Source organism: Ferruginibacter sp. (assembly GCF_031391665.1).
Classification (GTDB): domain Bacteria; phylum Bacteroidota; class Bacteroidia; order Chitinophagales; family Chitinophagaceae; genus Ferruginibacter.
Window position 1 is genome coordinate 23,541 of the sequence record NZ_JANMUN010000006.1, and the last position, 19,240, is coordinate 42,780.

The 19,240-nt window shown below is 39.0% G+C and carries 15 protein-coding genes; 3 read left to right on the plus strand and 12 right to left on the minus strand.

All coding sequences use genetic code 11. From position 1 onward, the window contains the following. Window positions 1-188 precede the first annotated feature (188 nt). A complete protein-coding gene (locus ACY651_RS00470; RefSeq protein WP_462248585.1) occupies window positions 189-671 on the plus strand; it encodes a PaaI family thioesterase in 483 nt (160 codons plus the stop codon). 4 nt (window positions 672-675) lie between these two features. Here ACY651_RS00470 and ACY651_RS00475 read toward each other — a convergent pair whose 3' ends face one another. The 7 genes from ACY651_RS00475 to ACY651_RS00505 all read right to left on the minus strand — a co-directional run bounded on the left by ACY651_RS00475 (window position 676) and on the right by ACY651_RS00505 (window position 8,748). Next, window positions 676-1,545, minus strand: coding sequence for a fibrobacter succinogenes major paralogous domain-containing protein (locus tag ACY651_RS00475; protein WP_462248587.1), 870 nt, complete (start codon window positions 1,543-1,545; stop codon window positions 676-678). A gap of 86 nt (window positions 1,546-1,631) precedes the next feature. Continuing rightward, a complete protein-coding gene (locus tag ACY651_RS00480; RefSeq protein WP_462248589.1) occupies window positions 1,632-4,040 on the minus strand; it encodes a tail fiber domain-containing protein in 2,409 nt (802 codons plus the stop codon). Between the two features lie 206 nt (window positions 4,041-4,246). Continuing rightward, a complete protein-coding gene (locus ACY651_RS00485) occupies window positions 4,247-5,137 on the minus strand; it encodes a glycine-rich domain-containing protein (protein WP_462248591.1) in 891 nt (296 codons plus the stop codon). Window positions 5,138-5,145: 8 nt separating this feature from the next. Then, window positions 5,146-6,186, minus strand: coding sequence for a hypothetical protein (locus ACY651_RS00490; protein WP_462248593.1), 1,041 nt, complete (start codon window positions 6,184-6,186; stop codon window positions 5,146-5,148). Beyond that, window positions 6,183-6,458: a hypothetical protein gene (locus ACY651_RS00495; protein ID WP_462248595.1), complete on the minus strand. Its 276-nt coding sequence runs from the start codon at window positions 6,456-6,458 to the stop codon at window positions 6,183-6,185. Before ACY651_RS00495 ends, ACY651_RS00490 begins: the two co-directional genes overlap by 4 nt. A 9-nt stretch (window positions 6,459-6,467) precedes the next feature. After that, window positions 6,468-7,601 (minus strand): tail fiber domain-containing protein, encoded by a 1,134-nt coding sequence (locus ACY651_RS00500; RefSeq protein WP_462248597.1) that lies wholly within the window; start codon window positions 7,599-7,601, stop codon window positions 6,468-6,470. A 4-nt stretch (window positions 7,602-7,605) separates the two neighbouring features. Further along, window positions 7,606-8,748, minus strand: a complete 1,143-nt coding sequence (locus ACY651_RS00505; protein WP_462248599.1) for a tail fiber domain-containing protein — start codon at window positions 8,746-8,748, stop codon at window positions 7,606-7,608. Between the two features lie 466 nt (window positions 8,749-9,214). Between ACY651_RS00505 and ACY651_RS00510 the strand changes: the two genes are divergently transcribed. Together ACY651_RS00510 and ACY651_RS00515 are read left to right on the plus strand one after the other, a co-directional pair. Then, the gene (locus ACY651_RS00510; RefSeq protein ID WP_462248601.1) at window positions 9,215-12,250 is read left to right on the plus strand and encodes a ligand-binding sensor domain-containing protein; all 3,036 of its coding nucleotides are present in this window, start codon (window positions 9,215-9,217) and stop codon (window positions 12,248-12,250) included. Further along, window positions 12,247-13,014, plus strand: a complete 768-nt coding sequence (locus tag ACY651_RS00515) for a LytR/AlgR family response regulator transcription factor (RefSeq protein ID WP_462248603.1) — start codon at window positions 12,247-12,249, stop codon at window positions 13,012-13,014. Before ACY651_RS00510 ends, ACY651_RS00515 begins: the two co-directional genes overlap by 4 nt. A 78-nt stretch (window positions 13,015-13,092) precedes the next feature. On the opposite strand, the gene ACY651_RS00520 is transcribed toward ACY651_RS00515, so the two are convergent. The 5 genes from ACY651_RS00520 to ACY651_RS00540 form a co-directional block, all read right to left on the minus strand. After that, complete coding sequence (locus tag ACY651_RS00520; protein ID WP_462248605.1) at window positions 13,093-14,427, minus strand: tail fiber domain-containing protein; 1,335 nt, start codon at window positions 14,425-14,427, stop codon at window positions 13,093-13,095. A 4-nt stretch (window positions 14,428-14,431) separates the two neighbouring features. Continuing rightward, entirely contained in the window at window positions 14,432-15,898 is a 1,467-nt protein-coding gene (locus tag ACY651_RS00525; protein WP_462248607.1) for a tail fiber domain-containing protein, read from the minus strand. 5 nt (window positions 15,899-15,903) lie between these two features. Beyond that, window positions 15,904-17,355 (minus strand): FG-GAP repeat protein, encoded by a 1,452-nt coding sequence (locus ACY651_RS00530; protein ID WP_462248609.1) that lies wholly within the window; start codon window positions 17,353-17,355, stop codon window positions 15,904-15,906. A gap of 84 nt (window positions 17,356-17,439) precedes the next feature. After that, window positions 17,440-18,621, minus strand: a complete 1,182-nt coding sequence (locus ACY651_RS00535) for a tectonin domain-containing protein (RefSeq protein ID WP_462248611.1) — start codon at window positions 18,619-18,621, stop codon at window positions 17,440-17,442. 129 nt (window positions 18,622-18,750) lie between these two features. After that, window positions 18,751-19,240 (minus strand): LuxR C-terminal-related transcriptional regulator (locus ACY651_RS00540; RefSeq protein WP_462248613.1); only part of this gene is annotated, 490 nt, incomplete at its 5' end.

Consider the following 19,240-nt stretch of genomic DNA (forward strand, 5'->3'; position numbering starts at 1 on the left):
GAATCCTAAAATATACGGCGATTAAAAAAATTTATGATTTCTGATCTTGGATTTCGGATTTATGATTACATTTTTTATTTTACAAAATCTAAAATCAATACTTTACTATTGACAAAATATTTCAAGTGTATAAAATGTTTTAACTGATTCACAAAAATCTAAAATCGGCAATCTAAAATCTAAAATTAATGGCTTCTGTTAATAAATTTCTTGAACTGATTAACAACCGTTTTAAATTCGGCTTGTTTTTATTCAGCAAATTACCCAGTGCTTTTTTTAGTGGCGTACGTGTACAATTTGCCGATGAAAATAAATGTGTGGTAACAGTGCCGTATAAATGGTTTAGCCAAAATCCATTTAAAAGCACCTACTTCGCCTGCCTTAGCATGGCTGCCGAAATGAGTACCGGTGTTTTAGGTCTTGCACATGTTCACAAAAGAAACCCCGCAGTAAGTATGCTGGTAGTAAATATCAGCGGCAACTTTATAAAAAAAGCTATTGGTAAAACAACCTTTATCTGTAATGATGGCTTAATTATAAAACAAACTGTTGAGGCCGCAATTTTTCATGGCGAAGGAAAAACTGTAATTGCCAAAAGTACCGGCACCAATGCACAGGGCGAAGTGGTAGCAGAGTTTTTAATTACCTGGAGTTTTAAAGCCAAGCAATAAAAAATCAATCTTTAATACATCGAACAGAAAAGCCAAATTTCTTATTTAGCGCCCCTGTAACATTAGTGGCATTATTATAACTCAAATAATTTACCCTGCCAGTTGTGGATGTTTCTTCTTTAGCATTCCAAAAATATGAAAATAGGGCTACATCAAAAAAAATGCCCGAATTATTACGGGAGCCGGCAGGAAGTGCTGTAAAACCAGTGCTATTATTTGCACCGGAATTTGGACTCGTCCAAAGTGAAGTTCCAGTAGCTTTAAGAGCACCGCCAGCATTAGATGCCCCTCCTGCACAAGACTCTAACGCTAAAAGATCGGCCTGGTTGGGTACATGCCATCCTGCAGGTGCTAATCCCCTGGAATCATTAACGGCATACCAGTTATACAATTTTCCATAAATAGCAGCATAAGCGGCACTGTCATTATTGTAATAGCAATATGCCCCCGTGGTTAACGAAGCCCATGAGGCAGGGTCTGTTACTTTTGGAATAGGGTCGCCGTTCCTGTAAAAGGCAACGTCTAAACTTTTAGTCATCCATACCTCACCACAGATAGTAACACCGGGTATGGGTAGTGATGCAGCGATTCCCCCAATCATATTAGTCCACCTTGTTCCGTTATACACCTGCATTTCTCCTTCATTTCCACAGTTGCTGCACCATATTTGCAGTCCGCTAACAGGGCCGGTTATAGCATCACGCTGTGCCAATATCATTCTTGGTGGTAAAAACCCTTTGCTGCTAGAACTTACATCGAGTTGCGCCGAACTAGCAGGGCTTAAAGTACCTACGCCAACCTGTGCATTACTTAGTAAAAAAATGGGTATTAAAAATAACAGGGAGAGTATTTTTTTAAGCATAAAATAAATCATTTAAGATTTTTATAATTCATTTTTGAAAATTTCATAAAATACCGGAAGGATCTTTTCTCTTTACCTTTAGAAATATTAAAACAATTTTACTCTTTCGGGGTAAGTTGTTTTAAGAGCTTTTCATACTGCTCTTCCAGTGCAGCAATTTTTTTGTTTTGTATTTCCTGTTTTTTCAACAAGTCCTGTATTAGTTCCTGCTGCTCCTGTACCGCTTTTACTAACGGTACAACAAACTCTGCATAGCGCAACCCGTATAATCCGTTTTCAACTGCTGGTTTATCAACGCCACTAAATGAATAATTTAATTCTTGTGCTGCCTTCTCCACATCCTGTGCAATAAAACCTGTTTGCCTCTCTGTATTTAAAAATGATATTGCACCATCTTTTTTTATTTTATAATAATTATTGTTAAGGCTATTTATATCAACTGTATAACTTACCGGTTTTAATTTGGCTATAAAAGCAATGCCTGGTACATCATCTTTTATTTGTTGCTTGTAACGTCCGTCAGAAAAAGTTGTCCATCCTACCTGCCCGCCGATAGAACCAACAGATGTATTACCCACCCTAACTTTATTACTGGCATCTACTATTGCACCTGAACCAATTGCCGAAGCGTTAGTGAGTGCTCCGCTGGAAACATTTGCTGTGTAACCAACTGCAGTATTAAAACTTCCGGATACATTATTAAAGAGGGCAGACTGGCCAAATGCTGTATTGTTTGAACCAAAAGTAGTTGACTCCAATGCTGAATTACCAAATGCTACATTAAAATCGCCAATGGTATTTCTGCAGGTTTGATTTCCCACACTAACATTATAAGATCCGGTGCTGTTTTCTCCACTGTAAGAGCCCATAAAAATATTGCTGGTTCCGCCAGACGAATGCCAGCCGGAACGAAAACCGATATATATTGCACCAGATGAAGAGGCATTAAAAGCCCCAGCCTGCGACCCTACAGCAGTATTGAAATTGTGAAAATTGCCGGTGTTGCTGTATAATGCTGAATCCCCAACAGCTACCTGAAAGGCTCCTGTTGTATTGCTATAAAGTGCTTTTGAGCCAACGGCAGTATTTTCAAAACCTGTGCTGTTATTAAATAATGTAGAATCGCCGATAGCTACCAAATTACTACGATCTGTATTCAATCTTAATGCCGATGTTCCGATAGCAATATTACTGTAGCCCGACGTATTTTCATACAATGTACGGTAACCTATAGCCGTATTGTTATTTCCCGTTAGGTTCCCTTCCAACGCTTCGTAGCCTGATGCTGTATTGAAACTGCCGGTATTATTATTAAACAACGAATGAAATCCTGTGGCGGCATTGCTTGACCCGCTTGTATTAAAAAATAAGGCACTTGACCCCACTGCAGTGTTTGCACTTGCGGTAGTATTTCTGTTTAATGCCCAAGTACCAAAAGCAGCATTACCTGCGCCAGAGGTATTGGATGCCAAAGCAATTTGTCCGAATGCAGCATTATTGGCACCTGTACTTAACGAGCCGGCAAAGGAGCCAAAAAAGGAGTTACCGCTTGCCGTTATGTTCTCTCTGCCGGCATTATCGCCAACAAAAGTATTACCAGATCCGGATGTATTTTTCATTCCGGATGCTGAACCGGTAAACAGATTTCCTGAAGCTGTGTTTACTTTACCTGCATCTATACCAATAATAGTTGTCCATGAACCTGTATTATTTTTCCCTGCATTTTTACCAACCGACACGGTATAACTGCCAGCAGTTGAAGTAAACCCTGCTGAATCGCCAATTGCTGTATTGGAAGTGCCAGAAATATTTTGTCTTAAAGCATTGGAGCCAACTGCTGTATTATTTGTTGCTGTTGCTGATGAAGATTGATTCATCGACTCATAACCCACCGCAGTATTATCATTAGCAGTATTAGAAAAAAGTGCAGACGTACCAATGGCTGTGTTCCTGATGCCGGATACATTGTTATAAAAACTAAATGCCCCCATTGATGTATTATAATTGCCAATAGTATTACTCAACATCGATCCAAAACCAATTGCTGTATTATGTGTGCCTGATGAATTGTTTAACAGGCCTGAGAAACCAAATGCAGCGTTATAATTAACATGATCTATTATTCCCGATTTAATATTATTTACTTTAAAATTTAATACCCGGTTATCAGTAGTGCCAATAAAATGCAGAGATGGATCTGCACCTGCATTACCTGTAAGGTTCCATCCGCTTTTTGCACTTTGCAATTTTATCCAGGCCAATCCATCGTACCAATAAAAACAGCTGTCGGCAATATCTGATTGATAAACTAATAAACCTGTTGCAGGTGTTGCTATTGCTATCCGCTGCGCCAATGTCATTCTTGGTATTAGCAGACCTTTTGTAGTGCTGCTGATATCTAATTGTGCAGATGCGTTGGGTGTGGTGGTGCCAATACCGATATTTTGAGAAAATGACAAAGAGGCAAAGGCCATTAAAAAAGAAAAGTTGATAAATACTTTTTTCATAACAGTTAATTTGCTTTTCCAAATACAGTTTTTATTGTGACAGATGCATCAAATTCTTAATGGTATATTAATTCTTTATGAACAACAGTACTACCAACTTCTGGAGGCTTATATAAATAGCCCAGGTATCAATTTTTTTTGTTGGGTTGTAGTTTAATTTTCATGTTTCCGTTTTTTATTGTTTCTCTGTTATTCAACAGAGCTCTTTAATAACGTATGATTACCATTCCGTTTCCACCTGCGTTATCACTAGTATAGTTACCGGCACCACCGCCACCGCCAGGCACAGTCCCTTTGCTACCAATCGAAAGTGAATAACTAATGGTACCTGTTGAGGAGAATCCGCCCTTTCCAGCAGTATAAAGGGTATTTGGAGCATTACCACCATCTCCATGATAAATAGCCCTTGTAAATTCTGAAGTTGATACCTGATCAAACCTTACAATACTAGGTTTTCCATTCTCCCCGGTCATTCCTATATAATTAGGAATATTACTTGAAAATGTTCCTCCAATTCCGGGCAAAATTTCATTTCCTGAATTGGCCGAAGCATTGGAAGCTGGCCATGCAGATAAGGTTTGGCTGTTGTATGTTATGGTACTGAACTGTGCAAAATTTATAGTACTATTTGCACCTGAACCAACTGCAATATTAACAGTTGTACCAGGTACCACTGCTAAGTAGCCCTCAATATATCCACCGCCACCGCCACCAGCTCCGGCTATATTAATACAGCACACACTATGGGCCTTGCCCCCTCCTCCCCAAGCTTGTACACTAATTTTTGTTACACCAGCAGGTACTATCCACGATTGATTAGCCCCAGATGTAGTAAACAAAAAAGTTGTATAATTTTTATACTCAACCATATTACCCCATGCCAAAACACCACTACTATTCTTCATCAACACCTGATTGGCGGCACCATCTACACCATTAGTTTTAATAGTTCCGGTAACATTAATATTTCCATTTACATCAAGTTTTTCTGCAGGTGTGGTAGTGCCAATGCCTACGTTTTGAGAAAAGGAATTCTCCGGCACATACAGAATGGGAATAAGAAATAAAAAATAAAAAAGTCTGAAATATTTTTTCATAAAAAAAATTAATCTACAATACCAAAGCTTTGTCCACCGCCAATATTTATAATAATGTTTCCGCTACCGCCGCCAATCGCTTTGCCAGCTGCACCACCAGCAGCAACATTTCCATTTTGTCCTGACTGTCCACGGTTTCCGCCATTACCGCCTGAGGGACCACCGTTATATCCTAACCCACCATTACCAGGAGTGATATTAGTACTGCTGGCTCCAGCTTGACTAAGATAATTCGGCAAACATGGGCCGCATCCGAATGTGCCGCATGTCTGACTAAAAAGTCCACCACCCGTTCCACCAGGAGCAAAAGCAAGTCCTGCTCCACCACCTCCACCTCCACCATACCCTGAAGTTGCTCCTTTATTACTTCCTCCACCACCTCCACCACCGCCTGCAATTTGTCCGTAATTATTTACTGTAACCATTACTCCTGCCTTCGTTACTATAGCTGCTCCCCCTGCCTGACCTGGTTCTGCAGGGAGAAAGAAGATACTGCAACTCCCACTGCCCGGCTCCATTTGTCCCTTACCGCCTTTGCCTCCGGCACCAATTATAAATCCATAATTATTATTGATTATGATGGATGTGCCATTTGGCATATTCCTAAACGATAAAGCTGTATCACCGGGGTTGCAACCATAGATATAAACATCGGTGTTCAGGTTGATGATATATTTTTTGGCAGGATTGTACTTAGCAAATTGATTATAAAAATCAACATTGCATATATCATCCGTGATATTGATGATCACAGCCTGGCAATCTGCACAATAGCAATTCCATATCTGATATAAAGAGTCATAATAATTTAGGCACCGTTCGTCTTTATTATATATATGCAAGCCATCCGGTGGATTGGTAATAGCATTACGCTGAGCGGTTGTAAGCCGTGGAAATAAAACACCCTTATCTGTTGATTTTATTTCCAATGCTGCTTTGGCGTTTGGTGCAGTGGTGCCAATGCCTACGTTTTGTGAGAAAGAGTTTTTTGAAAAAATAAAAACAGCAATCGCAGCTACAAAATAATAAAGTAAAATTTTCTTTTTCATGCTGAATTATTTTTTTGTGTAAGAAGGATTTCCAATTTTTCAATACGTTTCAGCAGATCATCATTTTGTTTTGAAAGCTCCTGCGCCACTTTTACTAATGACTCTACAAACGCTTTATACCTCAAACCATAAAGGTCTTTATCGACTTTAGCAGCATCTACCCCACTAAAATTATAATCAATTTCTTTTGCTGCTTTTTCTACATCCTGTACTATAAAACCGGTGTAAACAATTTGCGCTTTTTTAGATAAAAAAATTTTCTGTCTGCACATTTGATGTCTTTACTTTTTTAATAATTGCATCAGTAATTTGTTTTGTTCTTTCAGCAAGTCAATTTCCTTTTTCATTTCAATTAGTTGTTGCTGTTGCTCCTGAATACCCTTAATGGCCAGTACTCCAAAGCCACTGTAGTTCATAAGGAGCAGGTCATTAATTTCGCCATATCCGTTACTTTTTCCTTTACTGGTATGTATCAATTCGGGAAATAATTTTTTTACCTCCTGTGCTATAAAACCAATACTTTTTTCCTGCCCGGGATTACTATTATTCATTTCATATATTACCGGCTTTAACTGCATTATTTTGTCAAATACCGAGGGTATTTTCTCCACATTTTTTTTGAGCCTTGTATCAGAAACCTGAACATAATTACCATTGGGTTGAATATAAGAACTTGTATTACCGTTATATTGAAATCTTAATTCAACCACGTTGTTTAGTAATTCCCAGGTATTAAAACCATTTGGATTAATAAGCCCTAAACCCCTGTTATCTGCCTGACGAATTTCGAGTGTGTAATAAGGAACACCGCTGCCATTATTAACCCCAATTTTGCTGCTCCCGTTGCCAATAATTATATGACCTCCGGGAATATCATTTAAAATTACTTTGCCATTATTTCTTCCTGCCCTTATGTAAGTATCTTCTGCGGCAGCATAATTAAAATGTGAGTTATAAGTAGTTCCTCCAAATATTGCAGCGCCCTCAAAGTTGCCTGCTTTTAATACACAGAGCGAAGCGTTGGTTGCACCTATTTTAATACCTATATTTCCATTATTGCCTATTGTTAATGCCCTTGTGCCAAATGTATTGGCATTAGCACTGCCATTCCCAAACATATCTACAGCCATGTATCCAACAGTTGGATCAAACAAAATTTTGGCGCCATAACCATTGGTCATGTACTTGCTGCTTGTAGAAAAATATTCATTAAAACCGATGCCGGGCCAGTTGCGTTGCAGACTTATACCACTACTTTCTCCTCCAAATATGCCGCTGGTTGCACCTTCAGCGCCATGCACTTCTAATTTTGCACGGGTAGGGTTTACTGTGCCGATGCCTACATTAAAAGTAGGTTGTGCAGGTACGGGTAAAAAAAAGCAGTGGATAAGCGGAAGAAGCAATAACTTTTTCATACAATCATTTTTTGTTTTTTAATAACTGAATCAGCATTTTATTTTGATCTTCCAGCAATTGCATTCTTTTTTGTAAATCAATTATTTGCTGCTGCTGCTCCTGTATGGCTTTGATGGAAATTACCGATAAGCCACTATAGTTTACGGCATAGAGTTCCTCTATTTCTTTGTGCCCAAAACTGGCACCATCAGTTATTGAAACAAATTCGGGGAAATAATTATTTAACTCCTGGCCAATTAATCCAAGGCTTGATTTTTTATCAGGGTTATTGTATTTCATGGTATAGCTTTTCGGCCTTAGCTGCAGGAGTTTTGAAAGCGTTTCGGGCATGGGCGTGATGTTTTCTTTCAGGCGTTCGTCGCTGCCGCTGTGATAGCTGCCATCAGATTTTATGAATGCAACACCGGCATCGTTGTATAAAATATATAGATTGTTGGTTGAACCAAACAGGTTGGTATTCAAACCAAAATAATTGTAAGTATTGGGATCAATGATGGCGAGTCCCCTGCCGCCTGTCTGTACAATTTCCAGCGGATATAAAGGGCTTATGCTGTTAATGCCAACTTTACTTCCGCCATTTTGTGTACCAATGATCAGGTTTTTATTTCCCCAAATACTCATGAGCAATTGCGATGACCCCCCTGAAGTGCCTGCGTAAAAACGGTGTACATTATCAGTGCCGGCAACCGAATAACGCATAGTGCCCGGTTCAATACCTAAACCAAAATACTGGTGGTCGTTGTTTGCCGATTCCCAAAAAACTAATTTGCGGTTACTTATCGTGTTGGGCAATTGTAATTCGGCATTGGTACCGGCCCCTTTAATGCCCACATTTCCAATTGATGAAAGTGTAAGTGCACGAGCCGTAATGGGTGGAAGCCCGCCTGCGGCTCCGTTTGAAAACATATCGACATACATATTCCCACTGCTGGGATCAAGATACTGTTTGGCCGCAAAACCATTTATCAGGTACCGGTTGCCATTGTTCCAATATGTATTGAACCCGATGCCCGGCCAGTTGCGTTGTATGGATACTCCACTGCTTTCGCCGCCGAATATGGCTGTAGTAGCATCAACTGCGCCATGCACTTCCAATTTTGCACGGGTGGGTGTTAGTGTACCTATGCCAATGTTTTGAGAATACAAAAAACATTGGAAAAAAAATAAATAGTAAAAAAGTAAGCATATTTTTTTCATCATACACAGTTTTAAAATGAATTAAATTTTTTATTTGCCGGATAGAAATTATTTAACCTGAGGACCAAGTACACTTTTATTTAAATAAGCAAAGAATATCATCCCTAAATAAAATTTTGTTGTACAGAAAAGAACTCTATAAAATTATTAAATGACAGGAAGGTGGGTAATGGCTTTTCAATAATGGCGGTTTTGATTGTGTTTACGGCGTTTTTTTTAATTAAACTCTTACTACTTTTATCATAACCAATAATGCAGCATCAGTTATCACAACATTGTTGGTGAATTTATGTGTAGTTTAACAGTAGTATTTTACAGTATTAACTTTGCTAATTGCGTTGAAGTATTAATTATGTGTACTTATTTTTTCAATAAAAACTTTTGGATTATAGTATTTATTTCATTGGCTTTTTCAATGTCCGTAAACAGTCAGCCGCTTTTATTTGAAAATTATTCTTCCGAACAGGGTCTATCTCAAAACAGTTGTTATGCCATTGCACAGGATGATGATGGGTTTATGTGGTTTGGTACACAGGATGGGCTGAACAGGTATGACGGAAAGCAGTTCAAAATATTTTTACCTCAAAACAACATCGGTAAAAAACTTCCTTCCAATTATATTTCCTCCCTTTTTTTTGACACACAAAAAAAATTATTATGGGTAGGCACTTTGCAGGGCACCTGCCTTTATGATCCTGCTATCGATTCGCTGGTGAGCATAGCAGATCATTTTACTTTTGGCGCCAGCCTTGAAAAAGTGCCGGTGAAAAAAATTATCTCCTTCGAAAAAAATGAATACTGGTTTATAACATATAATAACGGTCTTATACACCTTAACACTGCGTTACAATCAATAACTTCTTTTTTTGATGATAGCACCAATAAAACCAGGGTAAGCAGTTTAGTGGAGCATAATGGAAAAATAATTGTTGGGCTTTTAAACAATCTCTATTCTTTACTTCCTGAGGGGGCCAGTTATAAAACACAGTTACTGCATCCTCAATACTTTTTTCCTGAAATAAGGGATTTATTTTCGTATCAGGGCGCCTTATGGATAGGTACACTTACACAGGGATGCTTTGTAATTAACGGTCCTGTTGAACAAACCAGCAACATCGCTCCTTTTAAAATACAAACTGATGGTGTCGGGTGTTTTATAACAGATGCAACCGATAAGTTATGGATAGGCACAAGGGGTAATGGCATTGTACAATACGATGAGAAAACCGCAACTGTACAAACAGCTACTCATGACCGGTATGACGGACGTTCGCCGGGCAAAAATTTTGTATTGTCATTATTTAAAGACAGGCAGGGAATTATTTGGTGTGGTCTTAGCGGAAGTGGTGTTGCAAAATACGATCCGTTGAAATACCAGTTTACCAGTATAAGTAACGAACCATCAAAACCTGCCTCACTCCCCGACAATATGATTTTTGATATGTACAAATGCATGGATGGTGCATATTATATTGGCACACAAAACCAGGGAATAGCAGAATGGGATATTGCAGCCAACAAATTTCATACTTACTCAGCATCATCAAAAATTGGGATAGTAAGTAATACCATTTATGATATTACGGAAGATGATAAAAACAATTTGTGGATAGCAAGCTGGGGAGGATTAATGCAACTGGACAGAAAAAGAAAACAAATCAACTATAAAGAAAACAAAGATCTGCTAACAACAAAAAAACTCTATGGTATAATAAAACTTAAAAAAGCCGACAGCCTTTTGATAACCGGAGAAAACGGTCCTGTATTTTTTTCATTAAAAGACAAACGCTGGGTTTCTCTTCCTGCCAGCATTACCTGGCCAACTGCCTACCTTGGCAGGTACATGTACGAAGATGAAAACAATACGGTATGGATATGTACTGTAGGTGCGGGGTTGGGTAAATATAATTACCTTAAATCTACTTTTGAAATTATTGACCCGGTTAAAAAATACGCCATTTATGTAAGGCACCTGTTAGCTGATGGACAATTGTTTTGGCTGGCTACCGATAACGGAATTTTGTTGTATGATTTTAAAAAGAATGAAGTGATTAAACAGCTTATCTTAAATACAGCCGGTTTTTCTAATGTATGCTATGCAATAGAAAAAGATAACCAGGGTTTTTTTTGGGTAAGCACCAATACGGGTATCTATAAAATAAATCCACAAAATCAATATTCCGTTCAACATTATAATATGGGTAATGGCCTATCTTTTTTAGAATATAATACTGCCTGTGTTTATAAGCAAAGCGATGGTTCGCTTTTGTTTGGTGGCGTAGGTGGCATTACAAAGTTTAACCCTGCTGCATTAAAAGAAAATGATTTTAGCCCTGTGCCACTCATTACTGCAATACAGGTTAACGATGTTCCCCTGCAATCGAAAACTTCACCTTCCCGTATCAGCAATATTTCTCTTAAATACAATCAGAATTTTATTACACTCTATTTTGCAGTAACTAATTTTTCCAATCAAAATAATAACCAGTTTGCTTACCGGTTAAAAGGGCTTACCGATAACTGGACAAATTGTGGCAACAGAAATTTTGTGAGTTATACCAGCTTGCCGCCCGGGGAATATTTTTTCGAACTCCGCTCGGCAAATAGCGATGGCAAGTGGAGCAAAGGAATTACAACAGTGAATATCACTATTCATCCTCCCTGGTGGAAAACCTGGTGGTTCAGGATAGTTGCCCTTTCGCTGCTAACTGGTTTTATTACTTCTTTTGTAAGAAGAAGAATTGGGGTTATACGCCGGGAAGCTACATTAAAACAAAAAATAACTGAAACAGAAATGATGGCACTGAGGGCACAAATGAATCCTCATTTTATTTTTAACAGCCTCAACAGTATACGGGAAATGATTTTAAGCAATGAGAATAAAGAGGCGTCTCATTTTCTCAGTAAGTTTGCTCACCTGATAAGAGTTACCTTAGATCAATCAGGCCAGCCTTTTATTTCTCTTCGCAATACTATGGATTATCTTAGCCGCTATGTGGAAATGGAACAAATACGCAATGCCAATTTTACCTGCACTTTAACAGTTGCTAAAGATTTAGATGCAGATGAAACTATCCTACCGCCCATGCTCATTCAACCTTTTATTGAAAATGCCATTTGGCATGGTGTAACCAGCCAAAACAAAAACATTCATATCAATGTTAATTTTGTAAAGCAAAATCATCAATTGGTATGCACCATTGATGATAACGGCATTGGCATTAATCAATCTTTAGAAAATAAAAAAACATCTGTTTGGCAAAGTTCGGGCAACGGCAATTTGCATAATTCGGTTGGTATTGAAAATATTAAAAACCGTATTTTTCTGTTAAACGAAAAATACAAACTGCAAAGCAGTGTTGCCATACAGGATAAAAAAGATATTGCAGGCCAAAAAGAAACCGGCACTTTAGTTACACTCCATTTACCAATTGAAATAAACGAACCATGACTACAATAAAAACAATTTTGGTGGATGATGAACCAAGAGGGCTTAGCTCTTTACAAAAATTACTGGAGTTACATTGCGACACAGTAGAAATTATTGCAACCTGCAGCAGTGCGGCGGCAGCAACTGATGCCATAACAAACCTTCAGCCGCAATTGGTTTTTTTAGATATCGCCATGCCGGAAACAAACGGTTTTGATCTGCTGCATAACCTGCCCGCTATAAATTTTGAAATAATATTTGTAACTGCACACAGTAATTATATGACTCAGGCTTTTAAGTTTAGCGCTGTTGATTATTTATTAAAGCCGGTTGATGATGAATTATTAAAGGAGGCGGTGGTAAGAGTTCAGAAAAAATTGGATGAAAAATCTGCCGGGCAAAACATTGAAACTTTTTTGCACAACATGCAGCACAAAGGCGGCTCACAAAAAATGAAATTATGCATTCCTTCGGTTAAAGGTTTTCAGGTAGTGCAGATACAGGATATTATTTATTGCGAAGCCAGCAGTAATTACACCAATTTTCATTTTACCAACCGGCCAACTATTTGTGCAAGTAAACCCATTCACGAATATGAAGAACTGCTCGAAGACAGCAATTTTATCCGCACCCATAAATCATTTATGGTAAACCTGGAGCATGTAAAAGAATATGTACGTGGCGAAGGGGGAACAATTATCCTTTCCAATAATCATGAAGTGGAAGTATCCCGTAGAAAAAAAGACATGCTGATGACGAGGATGAAAGAGTATTATAAGTTTTAATTTTTAAAAATGTATTTTTTAAAACCCTTAAATCTCCGGGAATATAATACAAGGTGAAAAGGAGAAGTTTTTTTACACTCAATTTTTCTTATTCAATAATTTTATCAGCATTATATTTTGTTCTTTCAGTAAATCAATTTCTTTTTTTATTTCTTTAATCTCCTGCTGTTGCATCTGTATAATTACTTGCTGTTCCTGAATTGCTTTTATAGCAATAACACCCAAACCGCTATAATCCATAGTAAGAACTGGTTTTGTAATATCCCGGTCATACCGTTTATATACAAGTTCCGGAAAAAAGGGTTGAATATCCTGTGCCATAAATCCAAACATACTCCTGTCTGTATCTTTACTGTCTGAATAATTAAAACTATAAGGAGGCACCTTCATCACTGCTTCCAGTACAGACATCATTGGCTTGATATTTTTTTTCTTACTTCTGTCAGATAGCGCCGTATAAACACCAGTAACCCTGTCTATATTAGACCGCAACGAGCCGTTATAATAAAAATTAAGTGAGGAATCTATAGAACTTACATAGAATCCCCATTTGAAGATTGCATTTGCCGGATGACGCAAGGATAGCTGGTCTCCATTGCCAAAACCGGATACCTGCAACCTGCCATCAGCAACACTATTAATATCTGTTACATAGGTACCAATACCTACATTACGCCTGTACATACTCAGTGTAGGTGTATCAAGTGCTGCAGTATTATGTGGTGGAGAAAATGTATAAAATCCAAGCCCATTTGTTAAACTGTTAGCAATAGCAGTGGTATTCTCTGTATAAGCAGAAATACCGACTGAACTTGTACCAGATGTGGTACCATCAGCAAGCAGGTAACTATTTTCAAATATTAAGCTTGTTTTTTGCCTGTTTCCCCATCCGGCAATTGTTTTTTTAGTAACGCCGGAAAGTACCAGTACAGGAATATTATTTTTGGAATTCAGTGTTGCAGAATCTACTGCCCTTAAAATTTTTAGTTTAGGATTGTAATTAATACTTGAACCCCCAAAATTATCCATCATTTCAACTCCATTGGTTTTATTGCGTAACTGAACACCAAGTAAACCTCCATTTTGCCAATTGTTATCATTAAAATTATCAGCTAACCTTATCCATGTTCCAGAAACTGTACTGTAATAATAATAACCACGAACTACATCATTCTTAGCACCAGGTTGTGTTGTATTGTAGATAATCAAGCCATTTGCCGGGTTGAGTACACTTGTCACATCTTTCAAACTATCTAGCGATATTTGGGGTATGAGTACTCCTTTTGTTGTGCTGGAAATATCAAGTTGTGCAGATGCATTGGGTGTGGCAGTGCCAATACCTACGTTTTGGGAAAAGGTGAAAGACATAAAGAAGAAGGCACAAAGCACAATTAAAAAAAATATTTTTTTCATATCTCTATTTTTTAATAGCTATAAACAATTCAAGTTTTTCAATACGTTTCAACAGTTCTTCATTTTGTTTCTTTTGCTCTGCACTTAGTTTTCTCAATTCATCATTCTCTTTTGAAAGTTCCTGAACCGCTTTCACCAGCGGCACCACAAACTCCGCATACCGCAAACCGTACAATTTATCCGGTTGTTGCGGTTTATCTACACCACTAAAATTAAAACCAAGTGCTGTTGCACTTTGTTCCACTTCCTGTGCAATAAAACCGGTATGCCGGTACGGAGTGTTGGCAGCAGCCATAACTGGCTTTAGTTTGTAATAATTTTCATCAAGGTTTTTTACGTCAACAGTATAAGTAACAGGGCGAAGCTTACTAATAAAGGCGATGCCCGGAACATCTTCCTGTATATTTTGTTTGTAGCGTCCATCAGAAAAAGTTGACCAACCTACCTGACCGCCGATGGAAGTCACAGAAGCATTACCTATCCGCACTTTATTGCTGGCGTCAACCTTTGTAGAGTAACCAAGAGCAGTAGCGTTAGATAGATCACCAGAACTTACATCACTAAAACTTCCAATCATGGTATTGTTATCGCCTGTGATATTATTAACCAGAGTATAATAACCAACACCTGTATTTTGAAAACCTATCGTATTCGTATAAAGTGTGTTATAACCTAGGGCTGTATTTCTGTCGGCTGTGTTGGAATAAAGTGTCTCGGTGCCACATGCCGTGTTGAAATCACCAAAGTTGTTTGAATAAAGTGCCTGATAGCCATGGGCAGTATTGTAAGTTCCCTGGGTATTTCCATAAAGTGCTCCATACCCGTTGGCAGTATTGTAATGACCTAAGGAATTGGAATAAAGAGCCTTAGTGCCGGTAGCGCTATTTCGGGTTCCTGTTGTATTGAAAAGCAATGATTGTGACCCAATCGAGGTATTAAAATAACCGGTGGTATTACGAGTAAGGGCTTCGTAACCATTGGCTGTATTTTGATAGCCACCACTATTAAAAAGCATTGCATGATAACCGACCGCCGTGTTAAATGAAGCGGTATTGTAATAAAGAGCTTCGTAGCCATAAGCCGCGTTAGCATCGCCGTTTGAATTTAAATGAAGTGCAGATTTTCCAACTCCGGTATTGTAATATCCTGACGTGTTGCTGTATAATGCCCACAAGCCCAGAGCCGTGTTCCTCTCTCCGGTTGTATTGGAATAAAGAGCTTCGTTTCCAACAGCCGTATTATAGTCTCCCGTTGATAAATTGGCTATGCCAATACCAGCAAATGTATTTTGAAGATTTGTTGACAATACCCTTTTACCACCGATGCGGTAAACCGAATCAGTATTGATGCTGCCGTTTTTTACATCTAACTTAAATGCAGGTGTGATGGTTCCGATGCCTACGTTTTGCGAAAATGTGAAAGGAATGTGGCACAGGATGCAAGGCCCAAGAAGGATGAATATTTTTTTCATTTCAGTTAGTTTATTTTTCCAAAAACAACCTTGCCGATGCCGGTTGATTCCGGATAACCTGTGGCACTAATTAAAAATCGCTTGCTAATGGCATCTATAGCCGTTGCAGTACCCAAACCATCGTTTGCATTGCCAAGTGGGTCTGTTACAAATTGAAGCCTGCCCCATCCCATACCCACTCTTTGAAAAATAGTAGCTGAACCCTGAATGCTATTGCCACCGATTGCATCGAGCCTGGCACCTACTATGGCATAGTCACCCGAAATAGATACACTATAACCAAAATTTTCACTTCCTGTTCCTGTAACCTCAGTTATCTTTTGCATGGACTGCCAGCCAGTTCCATTAAACTTGTAAATGCTGGCCGAACCCTGATTTACATTGGCACCTACGTCATCAGTAAATGCCCCAACAATGGCATAATTGCCCGAAATAGAGACACTGAATCCAAAAAAATCATTGGGTGCCCCACTAGCATCTGTTATTTTTTGCATTAGTACCCAGTTAGTTCCATTAAATTGGTAAATACTAACGGAACCTTGACTTGAATTTGCACCTACATCATCACTATATGCCCCTGCAATTACATAGTTGCCGGAAATAGACACACTGCATCCAAATAAATCAGCGGCTGCTCCGGTGGCGTCGTTTATTTTTTGCATCAGCACCCAATTTGTTCCATTAAATTGGTAAATGCTAACAGAACCTTGTTCAAGATTAGCACCGATATCATCCTGATCTGCCCCAACAATAGCATAGTTACCTGAGATGCAAACTGAAGTTCCAAAATGATCTCCGGCAGCACCGGTTGCATCGGTTATTTTTTGCATCAGCACCCAGTTAGTTCCATTGAATTGATAAATGCTTGCCGAACCCTGATCGGCATTTGCCCCAACATCATCTAGGTAAGCACCGATAATAGCAAAAGTGCCGGATACAGATACGCTTTTGCCGAAATTGTCATTGACTGCCCCGGCTGCATCGGTTATTTTTTGAACCAGTATCCAGTTAACTCCATTGAATTGGTAAAAACTGGCAGAACCCTGGTCGGCATTTGCTCCAACATCATCCCCATATGCCCCCACAACTGCATAGTTGCCGGAAACTGATATACTGTTTCCAAAATAATCAGCGCTTGCGCCGGCAGTATCTGCTACCGGGTTGTATTCGCTTATAGCATTTGTACTACAATCACCCCAGGGACCAAACCCTGCACTTCCGGCCATAACATTGGTTTGCCAGTTTGCATTACCTGCGGCATCGCTGGTTAAAATTTTTCCAATGCCAGCATTAGGTGTAAGCTTTATAGCATTGGGTTTTATAGTATCGGCTTTTACATTACCTGCAACATGAAGTTTTTCGTTGGGTGTAGCAGTACCGATGCCTACGTTTTGGGAGAAGGTGAAAGGCATAAGCAACAGTGTGCAGGTAATAACTAAAAGAAAGATTTTTTTCATTTCACTATTTTATTAAAATGAGGTGCAATTAATTTTTTTGTTTTGAAATACTAAAGCTGTGTTTGTTTTCATTTAAAACTTTGGTCAATAAGCTCTGAAATACATCCTGCCTTTTGAGTTTACCAATACCAGTTTGTTGTTATTAGCAGAAACCTTTCTTCCATCACTTCCATCAAGCTCTGTCCATGCAAGGCCGTTTTGCTGAAAAATTTTACCCCCCGCATTGGTTAAAAAAACTTTACCATCGTTAGACACCGTTATGTCTAATGCTATCTTTCCCAAAATCTCTTTCCATCCTGTGCCGGTAAATTGATATAATCTACCCGCAGTATTTACCATCCATACCTGTGTACCGCCAGCAGCAATTCTTGTGGCGTCGCTGCCCGGCATCTGGTTCCATTTGCTACCATTATATTTATAAATTTTACCGGCGGTATTCACCATCCATATCGTTCCATCGCCATCAATGGCTACATCTCTTCCATCACTACCGGGCATTTGCTTCCAGGCTGATCCAGACAGTTCATATATTTTACCGGCACTGTTTACCAAACAAACTTTTCCGGCATTGGCGGCTATTGTCTTTCCGGCACTTCCTGAAATTCTGTTCCAGTCGTTAATTGCTGTATTATATGTGTAAATGAGTCCGGCAGTATTTACCATGTAGTATGTACCGCCATTACTAACGGCCATATCCACCGCATCGCTGCCGGTTAGTAATTTCCAGGTGGCACTTCTTAATGGCCGGGCCACAGCAGTGGCACAGGTGTTTTTTTTGTAATAGTCTTTTACAATTTCGCCTTGTTGCTCTGCATTGTAATCGCCGAGGGTTTTAGCAGCATCACATACATAGTCATAAGGAGCTCCGTCAACTACCTGGTTTGTTATTGCCTGCGTAAGAAACCACACTTTTCCATAATGTTCTAACTGCCAGGCATGGGTTAGTTCATGTGCAAAAAGTTCTCTGCTGGCCTGTGTAGCAAGGGGGTTGGTGTAGATGCTGCCAAGGTTCATCTGCACACCGCCGTTTATGGAAGGTCTTACATAAGGTCTTCCGCCAAAGCCGGTGCTGTTGGTGAGGGTTATCATGTCTTTAGGAGGAAATTCCCGTTCAAAAATAGAAAGTGCAAATTGATACTCTGCTGTGGTAATATCCCGTTCGCTGTAAACCCTGTCATTATTTTTTGCAGGTACAAATGAAACACCTGTTGTTGTAAGCAATACGGCAACAAACAAACCTGCAGAAACATAAAATTGCTTTTTCATACACTTACTATTTTATCGTTAAAAAATAAGTTTACACTTTTTCAATAGTGTGAAATTGCGAAAACCGGATGAGGGTAACTGTCACCCCCGTGGGTGAATTTTTGGAGTTGTAAAGAAGGAATGTGGTAATCAAATAATACGCTGCCGAATGGCTTTAGCTACGGCTTCGGAGGCAGAAGCCACATGGAGTTTTTTGTAGATACGCTTTATATGAGTACGTACCGTTTCATAAGAAATAAAAATTTTATCCGCAATATGTTGCTGCTGGTTTCCTTCCACCATCAATAAAAGAATTTCTTTTTCCCGGCTGGTCAGGCTGCAGTCTTTACCCTCCTGCTGCTCCGTTGGGGCAAACTGTTGAAAGAGTTTTAATACCCGGCTGGCTATGTAAGGGCTCATGGGCGAGCCTCCATTATAAACTTCCTGAACAGACTCTACAAGCCGTGCCGGTGAAGTGGATTTGAGAATATAACCCGACGCCCCGGCACAGATGGCTTTAAAAATCTTATCGTCATCTTCAAATACTGTTTGTATCAGAATTTTTAAATCGGGCCATTTTTTTGTAATATAGCCGGTGGCTGTTATGCCATCTATGCCCGGCATTTCAATATCCATGAGG

Bases quoted from the DNA above. Each gene is read 5' to 3' on its own strand.
- ACY651_RS00470 (WP_462248585.1), top strand. From the start codon at position 189: ATGGCTTCTGTTAATAAATTTCTTGAACTGATTAACAACCGTTTTAAA.
- ACY651_RS00475 (WP_462248587.1), bottom strand. From the start codon at position 1,545: ATGATTTATTTTATGCTTAAAAAAATACTCTCCCTGTTATTTTTAATA.
- ACY651_RS00480 (WP_462248589.1), bottom strand. From the start codon at position 4,040: ATGAAAAAAGTATTTATCAACTTTTCTTTTTTAATGGCCTTTGCCTCT.
- ACY651_RS00485 (WP_462248591.1), bottom strand. From the start codon at position 5,137: ATGAAAAAATATTTCAGACTTTTTTATTTTTTATTTCTTATTCCCATT.
- ACY651_RS00490 (WP_462248593.1), bottom strand. From the start codon at position 6,186: ATGAAAAAGAAAATTTTACTTTATTATTTTGTAGCTGCGATTGCTGTT.
- ACY651_RS00495 (WP_462248595.1), bottom strand. From the start codon at position 6,458: ATGTGCAGACAGAAAATTTTTTTATCTAAAAAAGCGCAAATTGTTTAC.
- ACY651_RS00500 (WP_462248597.1), bottom strand. From the start codon at position 7,601: ATGAAAAAGTTATTGCTTCTTCCGCTTATCCACTGCTTTTTTTTACCC.
- ACY651_RS00510 (WP_462248601.1), top strand. From the start codon at position 9,215: ATGTCCGTAAACAGTCAGCCGCTTTTATTTGAAAATTATTCTTCCGAA.
- ACY651_RS00515 (WP_462248603.1), top strand. From the start codon at position 12,247: ATGACTACAATAAAAACAATTTTGGTGGATGATGAACCAAGAGGGCTT.
- ACY651_RS00520 (WP_462248605.1), bottom strand. From the start codon at position 14,427: ATGAAAAAAATATTTTTTTTAATTGTGCTTTGTGCCTTCTTCTTTATG.
- ACY651_RS00525 (WP_462248607.1), bottom strand. From the start codon at position 15,898: ATGAAAAAAATATTCATCCTTCTTGGGCCTTGCATCCTGTGCCACATT.
- ACY651_RS00530 (WP_462248609.1), bottom strand. From the start codon at position 17,355: ATGAAAAAAATCTTTCTTTTAGTTATTACCTGCACACTGTTGCTTATG.
- ACY651_RS00535 (WP_462248611.1), bottom strand. From the start codon at position 18,621: ATGAAAAAGCAATTTTATGTTTCTGCAGGTTTGTTTGTTGCCGTATTG.